We start from the raw sequence: 17733 nt of genomic DNA, 5'->3' as shown, positions 1-17733 counted from the left end.
TAACGAAGTATGCTCTCACCCTGACCCTTTCATAAAGTTTCCCTTAAATAATTTACTTCCCAATTTATTGAATAAAATGCAACCACTTTCTTTTATAGTAAATCTATATACACACAGCAAAGCCAACGTAGCAAGGCATGAGATTTACAGACGTTCAGCCATTAAAACCCTTGTGAAATGATCACACTAAAGTCAAGAAAATCAGCTTCACGGTTACTTGGTAAACCACTACTGCTGGAGGGATAAGTAAACTGCACTTTAAGAAAATTACAACTTCCATTTGTATTGTGTTGTTTAGATACAGCCCATTTACTGCCTGAGTCTTGAGCGTTAAATGAACCACACGATGCAGACATTTTCAGTGATTGATCTGAGCGGCCAAAAACATCAAAGAATAGCATTTTCCCATCATCACCTTCTACCCTCACTGTCATTTCATATCCAACAACTTCTTTAATAGTTACGCGAACAAGCTCATCAGATCTGCAGGGGTCGGCGGGTCGTATATATACAACTCGAGACTGATATACAGGTGAAAAATTGGATTTGCTAAAATCATAACGAACACCAGAGTCGATATAAATAGGATAAACTGGCGTACTATATACTTGTGCTGGTTTCATCATTTTCTCGGGCAGTATGGTAATTACCGATGAGTTACTTGGATTTTTATCGTCGGGTATACATATCCTCTCTGGAGGACAGCATTCAAGGTCACTTGGACAACACTCCGCATTTGATAATAATGTGTTTTTATTAATCAGGTTTAGTCCAACAACCTTTGTATTCGCTGCTAAATGCAAAGGTAGAAAAACCGCCACAAAAAAAACCAAAAATAATAACAAAAATCTCACAAACCCACCTCAAAGAACCGTTAATTAACATTTAATTTAAAATACCAAATTTACAAATTAAGTAAAAACATTAACTTAAAAAACAACATAAAACATTAAGCCAAAAAAATTTAAAAGCCAAAATTCACCCTACACTGGATCAGAGAAACTCCTAAAAATAATTTCCTAGTAAAAAATTTAACAACAAACCCCACCTTATAGCCAAAAATATAGCCACAAGGTGGATTAATTAATATATATAACAAATTACAATTAAAGAAATTATACACAAACATTAATTATCGCAAATAAATGCAAAACTTGACTGCTCTATATGTGAATAATATACATCCATTTGTGCATTACTTGGAATAATTACGTTTAAATTATCTGGCACATATAGCTCGTATTTAGCTTGTGCAGGAAGGTTAATAACACGCTGCCCACTACCCCGTTCATCCAATTTAATATTCACTAATTCATCAAAAGATGTGACGAAGTTTCCGACCTTAAACATGGGTGATAACATGCGAACACCAATATCGATAGCGCCTGAGCCTACACCAATATCCAAATTACATACCTGTACACTCAAATTTAAAGGCTGTAGGTAGGGCACGGACTCTTCACCTAAGTTAACGATAAAGCCGTCTTGAGATACCTTTGGAGAGGTATAAAAACTCTTAGCTAACCGCACATCATCTGTTTCAAAAACTAAAGCGGAATCTTTCTCTGCTTCTAACTGGATATTGAAAGCGCCATTACGATCGCTGAGGTACTTTTTCCCATTGATAATAATACCTGCATTAGGTACTGGTTTATGTAGAGGATCTTTAAATGAAGCACTTACATAACCTGTCACCATATCAATTGGGTCTGATGCATCTACGCGAACTAAAGTACTGCTTGTGTTACCAACTGAATCCGTTAATTCCAAGCTAACGCTATATGTGCCTGCAACATCCGCAGTAAAACTTGCGACTGAGTTTGCTTTACCGTACAGCTGCGCACTAGATCCTTGCGGTACTTCTAGAGACCATTGATACGTCAGCATATCACCTTCAGGATCGTAACTCTTTGATGCATCGAAGTTGATTTGCTCACCAATAAGGGCTGTTCTTGGTGCATCATTTTCTAAAATAATAACAGGAAGTAAATTGGCTTTCACTTGGACTAAATGAGCTTCCACATCAGAATAATCTTGTCCATCATTTACACGTAAAGATACAATGTAATTACCAAGTGTTGTTGGAGTAAACGATGCAGTGCCATTGTCCTTTACTACGATTTCTACGTCACTGGCTGCTTCGATAAATTGCCATTCATAAGTCAGCGTATCGTTATTTGGATCGGAACTTTTAGTTCCATCTAATTCAATAGGCTGGTTCACATAGGCTGTTTTAGGACCTGAAATATGTGCTACAGGCTTGTGATTACCACTGACATTGAAAATTTGTGTATTCGAAGTAGCTTCGTTTTGACCATCTGAAACTGTCAAGGCTACAACATAAGCACCTTCGACATCGGGTGTAAGCTGCGCTTTTTCTTCTGTTGGAAATGCAATGTAACCTTCGCTCAGCTCTGGACGGCTAATTAGTCGCCATTGATAAGCAAGAAGCTGCCCTTCAGGGTCATAACAAGATGCACATACCAGCTCATTCGACTCTAATGGTATAAACATTTCATCACCAAGTGACACAACTGGCGGCAAGTTTTCTGTGGTAACAGACAAAGCATACGCAGCTGTAGATGTTGCTCCATTCGAGTCAGCCACACTGACAGTAATTTCATATGTCCCAAGTGTCTCTGCGGAGAAGCTCGTTTGTGCTCCTTTTATATCACTCAAACTCGCCTTTGCCCCATCTGGCTGGGCAGTTATTTCCCATAAAAAAGACAAGCGATCAAACCGATCTGGATCGTAGCTTTCACTAGCGTCAAAAAATGTTACTTCATTCGGCTCCAATTTAGCTTTACTCTTTTTCAATACAACCACAGGGGGCGAGTTGATCTCAAGCGCATCGCTTGTGATTGTAATAACATCCTTTGCACTTTCTCCCGTTGCTTTTTTAACGGTCAGCTCTACAACATACTGGCCAACCACATCAGGAACAAACGATGTTTTAGCTTTTTTATATTTAAATATTCGCGCTGTGGAGTTAGCTGGCTGTTCGACAATCCTCCACTCGTAGCTTGTAAGGACCCCCTCAACGGCGTAGCTATTAGTACCATCTAACGAAACTATTTGGCCCTTTTTAACCGTTAGGTCTCGTCCCGCTTGCGCGACAACAGCAACACTGTCTTGTAATTTAATTACTAATTCTGAAGGAACGCTGTTTTTTTTTCCATCTGATGCAATAAGAGACAGCACATATTCATCAGCTTCTGCAAGCTCAAATACAAGCTCTTCGCTGTTTGCTTGTTCTAAAGTGACAGGAGTTCGTCCTGTGCCTTTGCTGAGGTTCCACGAATAGGTAAGCGAGTCACCATCGTTGTCATAGCTTTTAGCTGCACTAAATCGAGCAATCGAATTTAGTTTAATTTCCGATGAACTTTGAGTAATAACGGCAACAGGTCGGTGATTATTATACCCCCTCCCAATATCAACTCCAGATACAGCATCAGCAGTACCAGAACCTCCACATGCAGAAATCAATATACACACCGAAACAGGAAAGCTATTCTTCCATTTCATACTAAACATTCCTTTTTATCAAATTATTGATTACCATATGCAGCTTCTCTTATGGCTGCATTTAATACCATTGCCTGTCTACCAAGCTCTTGCGCTCGCTCTATTAATTTTTCCTGCTCACTAATTAGACTTTCATCCAAACTACGTGAGCTCGCACCTGTTAGCGCAACACCTTTGTTTCGCTCTGACACCTTTTCAGATAATATATGGAGCCGCTCTTCCTGCACTTTTATTGCCTGTCTATATTCAGTAACTTGCTCTTCCAACTGTGGAAAAGATTTCACAACAAAATCGAAATAGCTGTTTTTATCAAATTTATCCACTTGACCTAAATGAGTGATAATCCCCTCGGTCGTGCTCAATACTTTCGCTTGTTCAATTGTTTTATCTAGCTTTTCTAACCGACTAGATTCACCTTTCTTTTTATTAAATGTGTCTTCTTCAATGTGTTCTTTTGTTTCCACTTTTGGACTCACAGCCACCGGCTGCCCTGTCTCTGCTCCGGTATATATGTTAAAGCCCAAAAAAATGAAAACAGTAGTACAGACGACTGCAATGACGATCTTTGCCTTCATAAAAAATCCTACAATTACCAAATTAAGTAAAAAATTGAGGGGGAAAGCCCCCCTCGAACCTTATATTTTAGTTACAACGGGTAGGGTCAAGGCATACTTTTGCTTTAATTGAAGCAGTACCTTGATATACGTTGAACGAATCTTTCTCAAATCTTCTCCAGATTTTTCCATATTCATCCGCATTGTACGAAGTGGTACCTTGTGCTTTCGAACCACCTATCTTGTCAAGAGTACGAAGTACAACATTGGCAAAATGACAGACCGCATTTGCTGGACATACTTTTTTGATACCATCCCCCAGTGTAGCACCGACGTCACTCTCACCTGCGTCAGGTACTTCAGGATCTTTAACGACGAGATCATAGGACTCAGCATAAACAGCTAAGAACATTTTCCACATTTCGCTGTACATTTCTGCTTCAAATTTATCAGCGAGTCTTTTTGCTTCTTGTGGATCTGGAGCTTCAGGTACGACGGATAAATTACACTCCATACCTAACTCTTCAAGTGCTGATGTACGGATATGATCCCAACTTTTAGTTTTGCTTCTGAACCAACTCCAACCTTTAGACTTACCTGCATTTCTCCAGTAACTGTTCATCCGATCGACTTCGATTGAGCACTCGCCTTTGATTTTCCCTGGGTATGCATAATAGCTATAACTTAATGCTATCGTTGTAGCAAAAACTGGTTGGTTTAGTGTTGGTCGGTACTCATCACGAGTTACAGTCCAAGAAGATGTCGTTCCGTCCGCACGCCTATATGTATAATCACGAGACACATCTTCTACAATATCACCACAACGCGCTGCGGTTGTTACATGGAAGTCAACTCCACCAGAACCGTATGCCTGAGGCCCAGTAACATCATAGTGTATGGTATCTCCGAACTCCTCACGTTCAAATGGCATCGCCCATTCATCTTTCAAATTTCTTTTGTTAATAAAGCTATCTCTAGGGTAGCTCCAAACATTTTTACGGAAAATAGGATGATTATCATCAGTCGTGATATTTGGGTTGTCACGTGTTACATTGGCCTGCATTCGAATATCAAATACATTAAGCTGCGTTACTGAATAGTCAGTGCGCCCAGCTTGAAGTAATGTATTGGATAAGATTGCTGCTTCATTCCCCCATAAGTTATAGCCAGCGGAAGCGATACCTGTAATGTAATCGCCCATCTCTTTGACAGCTTTATATTCAAAATCATATGCATTGTTAACTATCATACTTTGTGCAGCATAGAGCTGTTGTAAGAATGTAAATTGAGTTGTTAGACGCGCAATTTTTTCATCAACAGCATCAAATTTACCTTTAGCTTCGTAGTATGTATCACTGATGGCGTCGATTTTGGCTTGAACCTCATCTACTTTTTTATCTGCTTCAGCATAGAGTCCACGATATTTATCTAGGGTATCGAAATAGCATTGATACCCTTTATCTGGATCTGTTCTCATAGTGAGCATACAAAAATCTTTGTCTCGCTGTTCTTTTTTTTCCAAACTAGCAATATCAGCTTTAGCTTCAGATTTGTCTCGAGCTAAGTCTATCCACTGCTGCTCCATTATTTTGAAAGCATCTATTTCACCTTCGTGCTGCACAGCTAGCATCGAAATTTCGAGGCTTTTGCTGCGAATATCATCAATTGCTTTACCGTTAGCAGCTGGAATAGCGAACGCTAACTGAAAGTAATTACTTACAAAGTCACCACGCTCATAAGCCTGCTGTGCAAGTTCATCGGTTAAGGGAACTCTATCTAGCTGCATTCGCTTAGTTGAGTATGCAGAACAACTTGGTCCACCACCGGTATTTGCATAAGTACCCAATATTTCTTTATCATTGGCCGGACCAACATAAAGCGTTTTAGGGTTTTCATGATCTTGAAGTACATTACCAATGCCGGCCGGTGTTTGTAGACCCAAGTTGTTGAGTACATTCCCCGTGGTGGTATCAGGTAACGCATTTACCGATGCACTTTGTAATAGTGCTGCAGCTGCAGAGGCTGCAATGAGTTTTCCGTACATAATAATATTTCCTTTACGGCGTTAAAAAATCCTTTCCGATATTTATCTTAAATTTGATTTAGCTCGTTTAAGTGTTGTTAAATCGCGACCAATATTTTTGTCCTGTAAAAAAGAGATCTGCGTGCCTAGGTAGTTAGAAAGGTCGCTCATCGTAATTTCATTTGAACGAATGTCATTCAATAAAGCATTTCGTAAATTAGCCATCTGCGATGTGCACAGTGTGGAAGTACTTCCCGCTCCACAATACTGTTGTAAGTAGCGCTTTCTAGTATTCAAATCGCTAACAATCTCCGAAGCAGTGCCTTTTGTTATTTCATCTTCAGAGAACTCCGCCAGTTCTTCTAGCACTATAATTGCGTCATTAATTGACGCCAATAAATCATTATGACCACTAGTAGGTACAGCAATACTAACTAGGTGGCTCAGGTACCCATTCATAGATTTCAAATCTCTAGCAACCGCGTCAAAGTAATATGGTTCCGGATAAGTAACCAATTGCTGAACTTCTAATTGACAACCCGGTTTTATCGCTTGAAAACCTGCAGTCCCATCAAGCGCTTCAAAATTCAACGCCGTTTGTGAATTACCATGAGTTAATTCTATCGATTGTGGCTCGTGAGTACGCGCTCCCGCGATGCGGTTCGATGAAGATGAGCCATCTGCACTTGAAAGTGTATAACGGACAGATAAAGAACGTAATGACTCACACATAAACGTATAGTTGAGCACCGTCTTGAAACGACCATTACTGACTATCGAACTGTTCGAGTATGCATCATTCTTTAAAGGTTCAAGGCTCATACCTCTAAATTCACACGGTGGAATAAAACGCTCACCGAGCGATGTAGTGCGTGATTGACATTGGTCTTCTGCGTTGAAAATCACTTGCGGGTAAGCGTAAGCGACCACCGAACTTGTCAACGACAAGGTCGCAAATAATAAAACTTTCATTATCTATATCCTTTAAATTAAATTTGCTCGAGGGTAGCGGTTAAAACCTGACGACTTACAATTTCTTGCTGATCTGTAATTTTAACCACCATATTGACTTGTTGATTACTCTCTGCACAGGCATGGAATGCAGACTGCTTTATCCTAAGCTTTAAACTATTGAGGGGGGAATTCATACCCATGCCACCGGGTAATAGTGAATTGGTCATAGTACCAAGCCCATCAATAGATGGGAAAACTTCAGATAAGCTAGCCGACATTCTAGGCGTCCAGAACATCCCATCATAGTCTAAGTATTCTACTTCAATTAGCAGTTCACCCGTGTTTGTTACAGTCGGGTCAAATAACTCCCAATTAATAGTTAGAATTCGGTCTTGTGCGAATTGCTCAACATTAGCAATCGCTTGACTGCGAGCCGATAAGTTGTTTAATTGTGCAAGCTTTTCTTGTATCTCAAAGATTAGCGTCTCCGAATAGTCCTCATATAAACGATAAATCATTTCTTTGATAGTCTTGGCTAGTTGATGACTATCACTTGTGATCTGTGCCAGCTCGGGGCTAAGCTTATTAAACTCTTTACACAATAAAATAGGTTTTTCATCTAGTGTCGCTAGTGTTGATAACCCAGCGTTACTTTTTACATCAGCAATTTCAGTTAAATGATTGAGCGTTTCTCTACTCCTTTGACTACCCGTGAGATAGGCAATATTTATCGCCGTTGCCAAACGATCTAGGCTGGACTCCGTTCTATGTTCTCTAAAATCAGAAAATTTATCACTTATAAAGCCAGCTAGATTAACCACTCGAGACTGCCCTGGTGGCGTCAATTGATAACTACCATCATATACATAGGTTAATGCCGCTACTTCATCAGACAACTGAAGAAGCGCTTGTTCAAAATAAGACAGGCGATGATCAAAGTTAGGGTAGAAAGGTGTTTCTAGCGGCGCTTTAACTTTGTTAAAACATATTCCACTGCCACATGAGGCCAAAGAGATATCAACATACTGATTGAGCACTTGAGCTTTGTGCAACATAATCTCTTGCAAGTCAGTAGGAAGCTGGCCGACACGTTGGGCAAAGGTAGACATACGGCTGTTCAGCTTGCTTAGACGACTGGCAGAAATAGTTTCCAAACTGTAGCGTTTGAGAATGTTCCAAAGACGCAACTGACGAGAATAGTTTTCACTCAATTCTGTCTTTAAGCTTTCCTTTTGTGACGATGAAAAATAAGGAAAATTATCAACTTGTGAGAACATATGTACAAGAGCCTGGTTTAACTGCACCTCTAACTCAAGCCCCAGAGAATAGCGTCTGTATACCGCCGCATAACGTAAAGAATCAGCTTCTCGCTCAATACGAGATAACAAATCTAGCCTAAAGTTTTGACGCCGTAATTCATCACTTGCCGGGGAAAATCCAAACTCACCAGGCGTTGAAATAAAATCATTGTACAGTTCTTGGTGTAACGAGACTTGGAATATACTGAAGTCGGTAAACAGACTCTTATATGAGACTAAATCACTTACGTGGAACCATGACTCATCACCTTCGGTTTGAAACCCTCGAGCAGAGCCCCTCATAGAGTCAACTATCTCACATGGCAATGATAATTCTTTAAAACACTCTGATTTTATTGAAGGGGTTGCCGTTAAGCACACATCAACACAACTTTGTACATTGTATTCAAAATAGCATGTTTGAGGCTGAAAATGCCTAAGCTGAAACTTAGTGCTACAACTAGTATTCTCTGCAAAAGCAACGTTAGGAGCCAAAGTGTTTAGTACTAAAAACGCAACACCTAGCCATGCTCTCTTTTGAAAAGCAGTACATGTCATATTAAATCCTTTTTAAAAATTTAGCATGCTTGAGAAAACACAAGCAAATTGCACAAGAGGTGTACCCATATTAATACTAAAAACAACCATAAATCAAATAAAAGTTAAATCACTTAAAACAATTACAATTAAAAGCAATAAAAACAAAAATATACCACCCATTAACCATCTTTTTATTTTAATAAATTTTTATAAAACTCGAAGATCATGGCTCATCAAGTTAAAATTCAAATAACTTTATAAAATTTACAAACCCTCTTTTATTCTTATTAACTAATTTATCATTGACACCATTAACTGAACGCACAGAAAGTTAAATTAAATTCTTTCAATAGTTAAACACCACCTTTATAGCCATATACCCACCAAATATAAGCAAATGATTTTTTAACACTTATAATATACAATGAAAATAATAGAGAAGAATACATGCATGACAAGGAGAAGTCCGATTTTGACAACTACAAAGTACTCCCGTATTTAACCCTCAAGTGCGATGCTCTATCAAAAATTTTATAGTCTGCACCAACTATTTAAAGACAACCGTAGGCTGCTTAAAACCAAAACATTTTTCGGCCGATAATTTATGTGTGACATCTCGCACTCAATTACTAATCTTAAATCTACGTCTTTCTTTATATGCCGCCGTACTAAATCATTTTACATTTTCCCCACACTCTCAAGAACATCAAGGGAGCAGATGTAAAGCCCTATACCTAAAGTACACTAGCTGTAACCCCCATTACTGTCTGCTGCGCTTATGTGCTCATAAATTTTATACGGTGCAAGCGGCTCTACTGTTGCCTTCGAAACATCGCCTGCTGATTTTGATATGACTTTTTACAAGATAAAAACGTGTTTTTCGTTCTAACACCGTGGTTAATACATTCGTTCCTTGTTTTCCCAAAACAGTTTCAATATAGGCGTATCACTTATCAAAAACTTCTAGCTGTTTACCAATTAAAAGTGAATTCAAAATCGCAGAGCTTGTGTCCTTTTTTCTCGTTTATATCCTTAACATAAATGCGACCTAGCTTACCTCCAGTATGCTTATCCTGTGCAATATAGCGATAAATCCACTTGTGACAGACCGATTGCACCACGCTCATCAATGAGCTCTAGACACCAATCTGCTTCTAGCAATATTCAAATAAAATCGATACGTTTTGATGGATTGGATGTGGTATTCCTTTGCTGCTGTGCGTTTCTTCTGAGCGACAACATGCGCAGTTTTAGGGCAATAAAACGTCTCTTTAGCTCTTTACAAACGGTAGAGCGATCACAATCTATTTTTGGCGATTTCAGAGATCGAACGCCCTACTTCCGCAGTTGACTTCCTCTTCTACGCGTCCATGTGTTCCGCACTTATCGTCTGAAATCGGAAAACATATAACTCTCTTCGCCCACGCTTCTGCCATAGTGGCTAACTGAAATGCGGCAACAACAATCGAGAATAACATGCTGATAAAATTTCTTTGTCTGCTTATTTTCACTTAAAGCTCTGCTGTGTTAAAGCACGCTTTTAACTAAAAGGAAGCCTTCCTTTGTCTTTGGTTTTGTCGCTGACGATTGCTTAGTAGAATTTCTCTCTGATCGAAATATTAAGCTCGAACGCAGACGGACCGCTATTTGCGGGGAAAGTATATTTCAACTTCATAGATTGACAACTTTTCACCGTATTCTCTGTTTTAGAGATCACCCATTCATCACCCGAGTCCGACGCGCTAAACAAACCACAAGAAACTGACAAATTCATTGTCTTATCAGAACGACCATTGATATCGAAGATTAAGTCTGGACCATAGTCACCATCTACTTTGAACGTAGCCTCGTAGCCTGTTAGTTCATTAATACGAATAGGTTCTTCCATAAAACAAGGATTAAAGACATAACGCACGGTATAAATTGGAGAAAAATTAGACTTACCAAAGTTATAGCGTGCACCAATATAAATTGGCGAATTCAATGTAGCAACATTAAGTTCTGCCAACATCTCTTCGGTTGGTACCGATTTTGATATATCTTCTTGTGCCTTGGTATAATAGGGTTCACAGTATCTTTCGTGGTCATTACAGCAAGGGTACCTAAGCGCTATCTCTTGCACTGACAGCTCTTGCTTAAAGATATTCAGCTTATTGTCATTCACGGTTGCCGATGAGTGAAATGAACTTATACTTATTAACGATAGAAGTCCTGCTAAAAGTAACGCTCTCATATAACTTCCTTTTTATTGATTTGTGTTTAGAAACTATGTAAAACAAGCTATAAAATAGCTTATCCCTGATATAGAACACATTAGGTTTATGTTTCATCTTGACTTTAAGGTACAGGGTTATATACGAGCTGTATTTCCCCGCATTAATTGCGTCTTTTAAAACCCTGTAGAAATAATCATACTCAACTCAAAAGACGATTCGTCGAACCAAGTACCAGGTGATGGAAACATGACTTTCACGTGCATAGATCGACAGCTTCCATCTGTTTTTTGCTCCCTAGATATCGCCCATTTAGTACCTGAATCAGACGCGTCGAATGAACCACATGAAATACTCAGCTCCATATGTTGGTTTGATCGGCCATTGATATCAAAGTATAGATCTTGCCCACCATCACCATCAACAGGGACTGTTACCTCAAATCCCTCAAGTATACCTACCGGGCCAATCCCGCCCCAATCACAATCATTGCCGCTTCCAACATGGTAAATACGAGTGAAGTTTGATTTATCTAATTTGTGGCGGGCGCCGTCAATGTAGATGAAGCCATTACTTATTACTGTCTGTGCCGCAGTATCCATTTGCGCAAGCCATTCAGCGCTTCTTCTTGAGTAGTCTCTCGGCCGACATTGCTGTTCAACTGTCGTAGTTTGATTCGATCTTTGCTCGGCAGTGTTAGTGCCGTGTGGATTCACAAGGACAGTCGAAGGCCCCATACTTGTAAGTAACAAAAATACAGATAACGCTTTCATATAATTTTCTTCAATGCTTGGTTGATTACTACTAGTTCGAGAAAACTTTATAACCCATGATGTGTTCATTCACGTGAATAGCTTCAAAATCACTGTTAACGTATTGGTGTAATTCATCACTAACGTAAACAGGCTTGACCGCGTGAGCACCGAAGGAGAGTAAAAAAGCTATTGCTGTTGTTAACTTCTTCATTTTAAATTTCCTTTTATTTATTGATCGCAGATGAGTGTATGTTTAGATATAAAACCGCCAGGAAAATACTTCCTAAGAGCCAGGTTATTTTTAATCAGTCGTCTAAAACCATACAATATTTAGCTGAAACAGGTAGACTTCACAACTGACTGGAAAACCTGTATTTATCTAGCTCAAAATTAACTGTATGACCTGCAGCGAGAGTAATTATGGCGACCACTGGCGTCCTTGAAATTAAGCTATAGTTAACCTGATGTTATTTGGCCGCCCCCCATAAAAAAGGTACTAATTTTATATATTTCATAAACGTTCAACACATCAGAATCGACAAAAAACTACGGACCCATATTAAATCCAAACTTTGACAAATACAACCACTATCTACGAAAAACGTAAACATAATAATAATAAATACCAAACACACCCACACAATATAAAAACAACTTTTTTACAACTAAAATATGAATCAATCGGGGGGTTGTCGGAGGCTAATGATCTTGAGAGAATTACCGAATGAAAAAGGTAACACAATTCCCAGAAATCGCAAACGCGCAGTTCGTACGGTTTTGACTTCAGAACATGAGTACACTTCAATGGGCTACTTTGGGGTTAGTTTCATCTAAGTTGGTTGTAAGCCTGAAAAATTAAGGACGAGGATTAACGAATCAGCTTCAGGATTTACTGGCACGATTCAATATTCATAGAAGTTGACTATATGGAAAGTAATGATGCAGGTATTACGCCTCACAAACCCGCACTCGACAAAGTAAAAGCGGCGTTTGCAGCTCAAAATATAGCAGTGCACTTTGACGTAGGTAACTTGTATCACCAAACAGAAGGCTTATCACCTGAACAACATGATTTGGGTGGCGGCGAGCAGATCCCCTTTGTACAAACCACAACCTTTGCAAGTTCAGAGCAAGCGCCGAGTATTCTTGATCACAAAGCCAAGCATTTTGACCTTAAACGCCGGCCAATTTTTCACTATATGCTGATGGCAAACAGTCAAGAAGCAGACGGCAGTGGCGGATCTTCTGGCTTAGCTGAGTTATTTGGCAACGACCTTATTATCTCGCTGGGGAATTGGGGACTGAACTTAGAGTCTGAGCTCATGACCAATGTGACCTACAACTACCAAGCAGGAACGATTATGCACGAATTGGGGCATAATCTCGGTTTGTATCACGGTGGCAATGAAAATACTAACTTTAAGCCAAATCACTTTAGCGTGATGAATTATTTGTATCAACTCAGTGGGTTATCAACCATTGGCAATAACGAAGGCGATCGATACTTACGTCGCTGGTTCCGTAAAAACGAAAACTGCTTTCCGGAAGGCACAGCAATTTTAAACGGCCCGACAGATGATATTACGAACTTTGTTATTGACTACTCTCATGGTAAAAACCTGCCATTAGACGAAGCCAAGTTGGACGAATCAAAAGGCCTTAATAATCCCAACTCAGAAGCCATTGATTTCAACTGTAATGGCAGCACTTCTGATATTTTAGTGGACTTTAACCTCAATGATGACAGCGAAAACGCATCCATTTTGACTGACTACGATGAATGGTCAAGTTTAATACTGAATTTTACACACTTCTGGAGTGGTGCGAACAGCGGTCACTCGCATCAAACGACTGAAATGCGTCCTAAACGGTCCATCATGCATACCGACATTCAATTAGTGCATGAGGAAACGGCACCACCGAAAGCGGTATTTGAACAAATTAAACATTGGTCAAACTATCAACAATAGATATAACGCACGAATAGGCCCTAGTTTGGGCCTATTTTTTACATTAACATTAATCACTATTACGCTCAGAAGGCAGATCGCTCATATATTCCACAAACTCAATTTCATATCCGGCTGGATCGATAAAGTAAACGTTTTTTCGGTGTGGATGCTGCGCCCCGACTTTATCAACTGTATAACCCGCTTCGGTTAGCCTATTGACGACACGCTCGATACTTTGAACCACATAGGCAAAATGTGCCAAGCCGACTTGGTGACCTTCGAGTGCTCTGTTTTGACCCTCACCGTGATCGCTAAACGCTATATAATGATAGTCATCACCAAAATGCAGCCATGTTCGAGCTTTGCCATACCACTCGCCGTGCCCTTTGCTTCTAACTTTCCAGTGAGGAAATGCGGCGCGATAAAAGTGAAGCACCTCTTCTAGGTCGCTAACTACCAAATTTACGTGTTCTAAGTACATATCATCCTCTTCATTACAAATTTCGCTAACTGGTGGCAACGATAAAACCGCAAGCTAAGTTGAGGTAAAGCACTTTTTTATGGATTTTTAATTTGTTCACCGCAAAGAGTTGATTAAGCTGCAATATGGCGCATAGTGGAAATGATAATTAGAAACAGGATGAGTCATGAAATACTTTCTAGCAGGCGTCGCTATTGCAAGCTCAGCTTGCGCTGTGCAAGCCGCATCGCTTGAGCCAACCGATATATTTAATCTTGAATATGCTAATCAAATTGACATCACCAATGACGGTGACAAAGTCTTCTTCGTGCGCAACCGCATGGATATCAAAAGTGATAGAAAAGTCGGTAATATCTGGTCTGTAGACCTTGCTACCAATGCAATGCAGCCCGTTACCTCTGGATTGCACATGGATTATTCTCCTGTGCTGTCGCCTAGTAATGATCGCATCGCTTTTGTTTCTACTCGCGACGGTAGCAGCCAAATTTATGTGAAATGGTTAGCAACCGGTGCCATTGCCAAGATCAGCAATTTAGCCCATGGACCATCAGGACTACATTGGTCACCAGATGGTAAAAGCCTATACTTTAGCCAGTTTGTTCCCAGCCAGAAGGCACCACCGGTATCTGTTGTAGGGAAACCCAAAGGGGCAGAATGGGCAAAACCCCCCGTATTTATCGATGAGGTATACTATCGCGCCGACGGTGCTGGTTATACCGAACCGGGCTTTAATCATATTTTCAAAATTGACGCCAACGGTGGCAACGCAAAACAGTTAACCTCTGGCAACTTTGATCATGGCGGCGAACTGAGTTTTGCTGATGACGCAAAGGCGCTGTATTTTTCGGCTAATCGCCACAAGGATAACCAATTAAACCCAACCAACAGCGAAGTCTATAAGCTAGACCTAAACTCGCTTGAAATCACAGCGGTAACTGACCGAGTTGGCCCAGATAATCACCCAGAGGTGTCACCTAATGGCCGCTATCTGGCTTACCTTGGTTATGATGATAAAAAAACCAATTACGAGAATAGCCTACTCTATGTCAAAGATCTCAAATCAGGCGAAACCAAAACCTATGCAGCCGATTTAGATAGAAGCCTTGCCTCTGTCACTTGGGCCGCCAACAGCCGTGGCGTCTATGTGAGTTATGACAGTGAAGGGAAAACCACACTTGGCTATCAGCCGTTAAAAGGGCGTTTTGAGCAGATAACGGATGCCATTGGTAGTGTTAGTTTTGGTCGCCCCTATTCAGGTGGTGACTATGCCATCAGTGACCGTGGATTAGTGGCTTTTACACTCGCAGATACCCAGCGCCCTGCCGATGTCGCAATTGTAAAACGCGGCGAGCCAAGACCAATTACAAAGCTTAACGAAGATGCCCTTGGTGATAAAACACTGGCAAAAGTTGAAGAAGTTTGGCTAAAGTCGACACATGATCAACTGCCAATTCAAGCTTGGGTCGCCTACCCTCCAGGGTTCGATAAATCTAAAAAGTACCCTCTCGTACTTGAGATCCACGGTGGCCCAGTTGCAAACTATGGCCCGCACTTTAGCGCCGAAGTACAACTTTTTGCCGCCCAAGGTAGCGTTGTACTTTACATGAATCCAAGGGGCAGCGATTCCTACGGCAAAGAGTTTGCTCAAACTATCCACCACAACTACCCAAGCCACGATTTTGACGACCTAATGACAGGTGTGGATCATCTGATCGGCGAAGGCTATATAGACAAAGACCGCTTGTTTGTTACGGGCGGTTCAGGTGGTGGCGTACTCACCGCGTGGACTGTCGGTCACACGGATAGATTCGCAGCAGCGGTCGTAGCAAAGCCGGTGATCAATTGGTATAGCTTTGTGTTAACTGCAGATTTCTATCCATTTTTTGCGGACTACTGGTTCCCAGGAAAACCATGGGAGCACATGGAACATTATATGAAACGCTCGCCTATTAGCTATGTGGGGAATGTAAAAACCCCAACCATGTTACTGACAGGTGAAGCGGATTATCGTACGCCAATTTCAGAAACTGAACAGTATTATCAAGCGCTTAAGCTACAGGGTGTAGAAACAGCTATGGTCAGAATTCCAGATGCCTCACACGGAATAACCAAAAGGCCATCTAACCTGCTAAACAAAGTAGCTTATATTCAGTGGTGGTTCGACAAGCACGACCCGAAGAAATAAACGGGCTCCCAACCAAGCCGGGGCAGTCTTGCCTCGGTTTCTTTACTCGTTATTGTTAAAGAAAACCCACAAAAATAGGGAATTCAGTAAGGATTATGTCTCTCTCAATCGCGCGGCATGGGAAGAACGAGCCAAGGCACATTTTGACTCTGAGTTTTATGACGTCAATCACTTTTTACAAGGTACCTCTTCGCTCAATCCCATTGAATGTGAGATACTTGGTGATGTATCAGGCACCTACAATGTCACTTCGGCTTAGATAGCCTGCCATTCACAATGGCTGGGAGCTAACGAAACTGGTGTCGACTTATCGACAGAAACCATTACCCGAGCAAGTACATTGGCTCAGCAAACTGGGCTTGATGCCAGTTTTATCTGTCAGGATATCGCGCAATTTGGGCTTGAGAATACCACACAGTTCGACATCGTCTTTGCATCCTATGGCACCATTTTCTGGTTACAAGATTTATCTCAGTGGGATTGATCCCTTCGAAGGCTACTCATCCAACTTCACGAAAGGAGCTCACTCTAAATATAGCGAGTGGAGACGCAAGCGTTAGAATCAACGCTATTCTCGGTGTTGATTACTGCATAACTCCGTACATTACAGGCCACATGGTAACAACTTGTTGCAAAAAATATCAATTATTAATAGAATGCTAACCAACAAACATGTATATACAGTGGAAGTATGGTCTTTTTTAAGAAATTCATATCTGTTGTTATCATCACAATCAGTCAAGTGTCCTACGCACAAACTGAACAAGAACCGTCGTCGGCATACGACTGTACTGCCGTGGAGTTGGAGGCTGTTGATGCGTCTACCTTAACCACAGAAGAGCAAATAGCCCTGCTTGAACAATCGCTATTCAACTCCGTAGATAAATACTCTACTTGCATGGAAAAAGTACAAAAGAAAATGTCTGCTACTAGCGCTGCCAAGGGTTCTGGAGCCAATAGCGGTGCAGGAGCTAATACTACTTCAGGGACCAATGGTGATTCCATAGCCTCTGCAGGAACTGGCGTGAGCGAAAATACAGCTGCCAGTTCAGGCAGTAGCGCTAATTCAGAAACAAACTCCAATAGATCTGGCTCGTCAGGGGCCGAGAATCAAGTCGTCGCACCAAAAGATAATGACTCCGTTGTTTGCACAATGATTTATGAAGAAATCAGCAAAGAGTCAGACCCTAAAGCAAAAGAAAAAATGAAGGAACAGTATAAGCAGTATAACTGTGGCCGCTCTAATTGATAAC

General features: G+C 40.7%; 15 protein-coding genes. 5 read left to right on the top strand and 10 right to left on the bottom strand.

Going from position 1 to position 17733, the window contains the following annotated elements:
• Positions 1 to 161: 161 nt before the first annotated feature.
• The 9 genes from BB427_RS15195 to BB427_RS24515 all read right to left on the bottom strand — a co-directional run bounded on the left by BB427_RS15195 (position 162) and on the right by BB427_RS24515 (position 12073).
• Positions 162 to 854, bottom strand: coding sequence for a hypothetical protein (locus BB427_RS15195; protein WP_069021654.1), 693 nt, complete (start codon positions 852 to 854; stop codon positions 162 to 164).
• Between the two features lie 274 nt (positions 855 to 1128).
• Positions 1129 to 3525 (bottom strand): PKD domain-containing protein, encoded by a 2397-nt coding sequence (locus tag BB427_RS15190; protein WP_069021652.1) that lies wholly within the window; start codon positions 3523 to 3525, stop codon positions 1129 to 1131.
• Between the two features lie 23 nt (positions 3526 to 3548).
• Positions 3549 to 4100, bottom strand: coding sequence for a hypothetical protein (locus tag BB427_RS15185; RefSeq protein ID WP_069021650.1), 552 nt, complete (start codon positions 4098 to 4100; stop codon positions 3549 to 3551).
• 67 nt (positions 4101 to 4167) lie between these two features.
• Entirely contained in the window at positions 4168 to 6123 is a 1956-nt protein-coding gene (locus BB427_RS15180) for a hypothetical protein (protein ID WP_069021648.1), read from the bottom strand.
• 42 nt (positions 6124 to 6165) lie between these two features.
• Entirely contained in the window at positions 6166 to 7074 is a 909-nt protein-coding gene (locus tag BB427_RS15175; RefSeq protein ID WP_069021646.1) for a hypothetical protein, read from the bottom strand.
• A gap of 17 nt (positions 7075 to 7091) precedes the next feature.
• A complete protein-coding gene (locus tag BB427_RS15170; protein ID WP_139119075.1) occupies positions 7092 to 8657 on the bottom strand; it encodes a hypothetical protein in 1566 nt (521 codons plus the stop codon).
• Positions 8658 to 10485: 1828 nt separating this feature from the next.
• Positions 10486 to 11127 (bottom strand): hypothetical protein, encoded by a 642-nt coding sequence (locus tag BB427_RS15165; protein WP_069021643.1) that lies wholly within the window; start codon positions 11125 to 11127, stop codon positions 10486 to 10488.
• A gap of 156 nt (positions 11128 to 11283) precedes the next feature.
• A complete protein-coding gene (locus BB427_RS15160; protein WP_069021641.1) occupies positions 11284 to 11880 on the bottom strand; it encodes a hypothetical protein in 597 nt (198 codons plus the stop codon).
• Positions 11881 to 11911: 31 nt separating this feature from the next.
• A complete protein-coding gene (locus BB427_RS24515) occupies positions 11912 to 12073 on the bottom strand; it encodes a hypothetical protein (RefSeq protein WP_175401292.1) in 162 nt (53 codons plus the stop codon).
• Between the two features lie 715 nt (positions 12074 to 12788).
• On the opposite strand from BB427_RS24515, the gene BB427_RS15155 reads away from it, so the two are divergent.
• Complete coding sequence (locus BB427_RS15155; RefSeq protein WP_254663649.1) at positions 12789 to 13832, top strand: hypothetical protein; 1044 nt, start codon at positions 12789 to 12791, stop codon at positions 13830 to 13832.
• A 49-nt stretch (positions 13833 to 13881) separates the two neighbouring features.
• Here the strand turns inward: BB427_RS15155 and BB427_RS15150 are convergent, their stop codons facing one another.
• Positions 13882 to 14295, bottom strand: coding sequence for a VOC family protein (locus tag BB427_RS15150; protein WP_045990740.1), 414 nt, complete (start codon positions 14293 to 14295; stop codon positions 13882 to 13884).
• A gap of 166 nt (positions 14296 to 14461) precedes the next feature.
• Between BB427_RS15150 and BB427_RS15145 the strand changes: the two genes are divergently transcribed.
• From BB427_RS15145 to BB427_RS15135, 4 genes are all read left to right on the top strand, one after another.
• Positions 14462 to 16480 (top strand): S9 family peptidase, encoded by a 2019-nt coding sequence (locus tag BB427_RS15145; protein ID WP_069021639.1) that lies wholly within the window; start codon positions 14462 to 14464, stop codon positions 16478 to 16480.
• Between the two features lie 28 nt (positions 16481 to 16508).
• Complete coding sequence (locus BB427_RS24725; protein ID WP_254663648.1) at positions 16509 to 16739, top strand: hypothetical protein; 231 nt, start codon at positions 16509 to 16511, stop codon at positions 16737 to 16739.
• Positions 16740 to 16964, top strand: coding sequence for a class I SAM-dependent methyltransferase (locus BB427_RS24720; RefSeq protein ID WP_368072337.1), 225 nt, complete (start codon positions 16740 to 16742; stop codon positions 16962 to 16964).
• Positions 16965 to 17222: 258 nt separating this feature from the next.
• Positions 17223 to 17729, top strand: a complete 507-nt coding sequence (locus BB427_RS15135) for a hypothetical protein (RefSeq protein ID WP_139119074.1) — start codon at positions 17223 to 17225, stop codon at positions 17727 to 17729.
• Positions 17730 to 17733: the final 4 nt, after the last annotated feature.

This window comes from Pseudoalteromonas sp. BMB (assembly GCF_001709235.1).
In the GTDB taxonomy this organism is placed as follows: domain Bacteria; phylum Pseudomonadota; class Gammaproteobacteria; order Enterobacterales; family Alteromonadaceae; genus Pseudoalteromonas; species Pseudoalteromonas maricaloris.
This window is presented reverse-complemented; position numbering and strand designations above follow the sequence as displayed.

Coding starts and splice junctions, on each gene's coding strand:
- BB427_RS24515 (WP_175401292.1), bottom strand. CDS start 12,073: ATGAAGAAGTTAACAACAGCAATAGCTTTTTTACTCTCCTTCGGTGCT.
- BB427_RS15145 (WP_069021639.1), top strand. CDS start 14,462: ATGAAATACTTTCTAGCAGGCGTCGCTATTGCAAGCTCAGCTTGCGCT.
- BB427_RS15175 (WP_069021646.1), bottom strand. CDS start 7,074: ATGAAAGTTTTATTATTTGCGACCTTGTCGTTGACAAGTTCGGTGGTC.
- BB427_RS15160 (WP_069021641.1), bottom strand. CDS start 11,880: ATGAAAGCGTTATCTGTATTTTTGTTACTTACAAGTATGGGGCCTTCG.
- BB427_RS15180 (WP_069021648.1), bottom strand. CDS start 6,123: ATGTACGGAAAACTCATTGCAGCCTCTGCAGCTGCAGCACTATTACAA.
- BB427_RS15150 (WP_045990740.1), bottom strand. CDS start 14,295: ATGTACTTAGAACACGTAAATTTGGTAGTTAGCGACCTAGAAGAGGTG.
- BB427_RS15170 (WP_139119075.1), bottom strand. CDS start 8,657: ATGAGGGGCTCTGCTCGAGGGTTTCAAACCGAAGGTGATGAGTCATGG.
- BB427_RS15190 (WP_069021652.1), bottom strand. CDS start 3,525: ATGAAATGGAAGAATAGCTTTCCTGTTTCGGTGTGTATATTGATTTCT.
- BB427_RS15155 (WP_254663649.1), top strand. CDS start 12,789: ATGGAAAGTAATGATGCAGGTATTACGCCTCACAAACCCGCACTCGAC.
- BB427_RS15165 (WP_069021643.1), bottom strand. CDS start 11,127: ATGAGAGCGTTACTTTTAGCAGGACTTCTATCGTTAATAAGTATAAGT.
- BB427_RS15185 (WP_069021650.1), bottom strand. CDS start 4,100: ATGAAGGCAAAGATCGTCATTGCAGTCGTCTGTACTACTGTTTTCATT.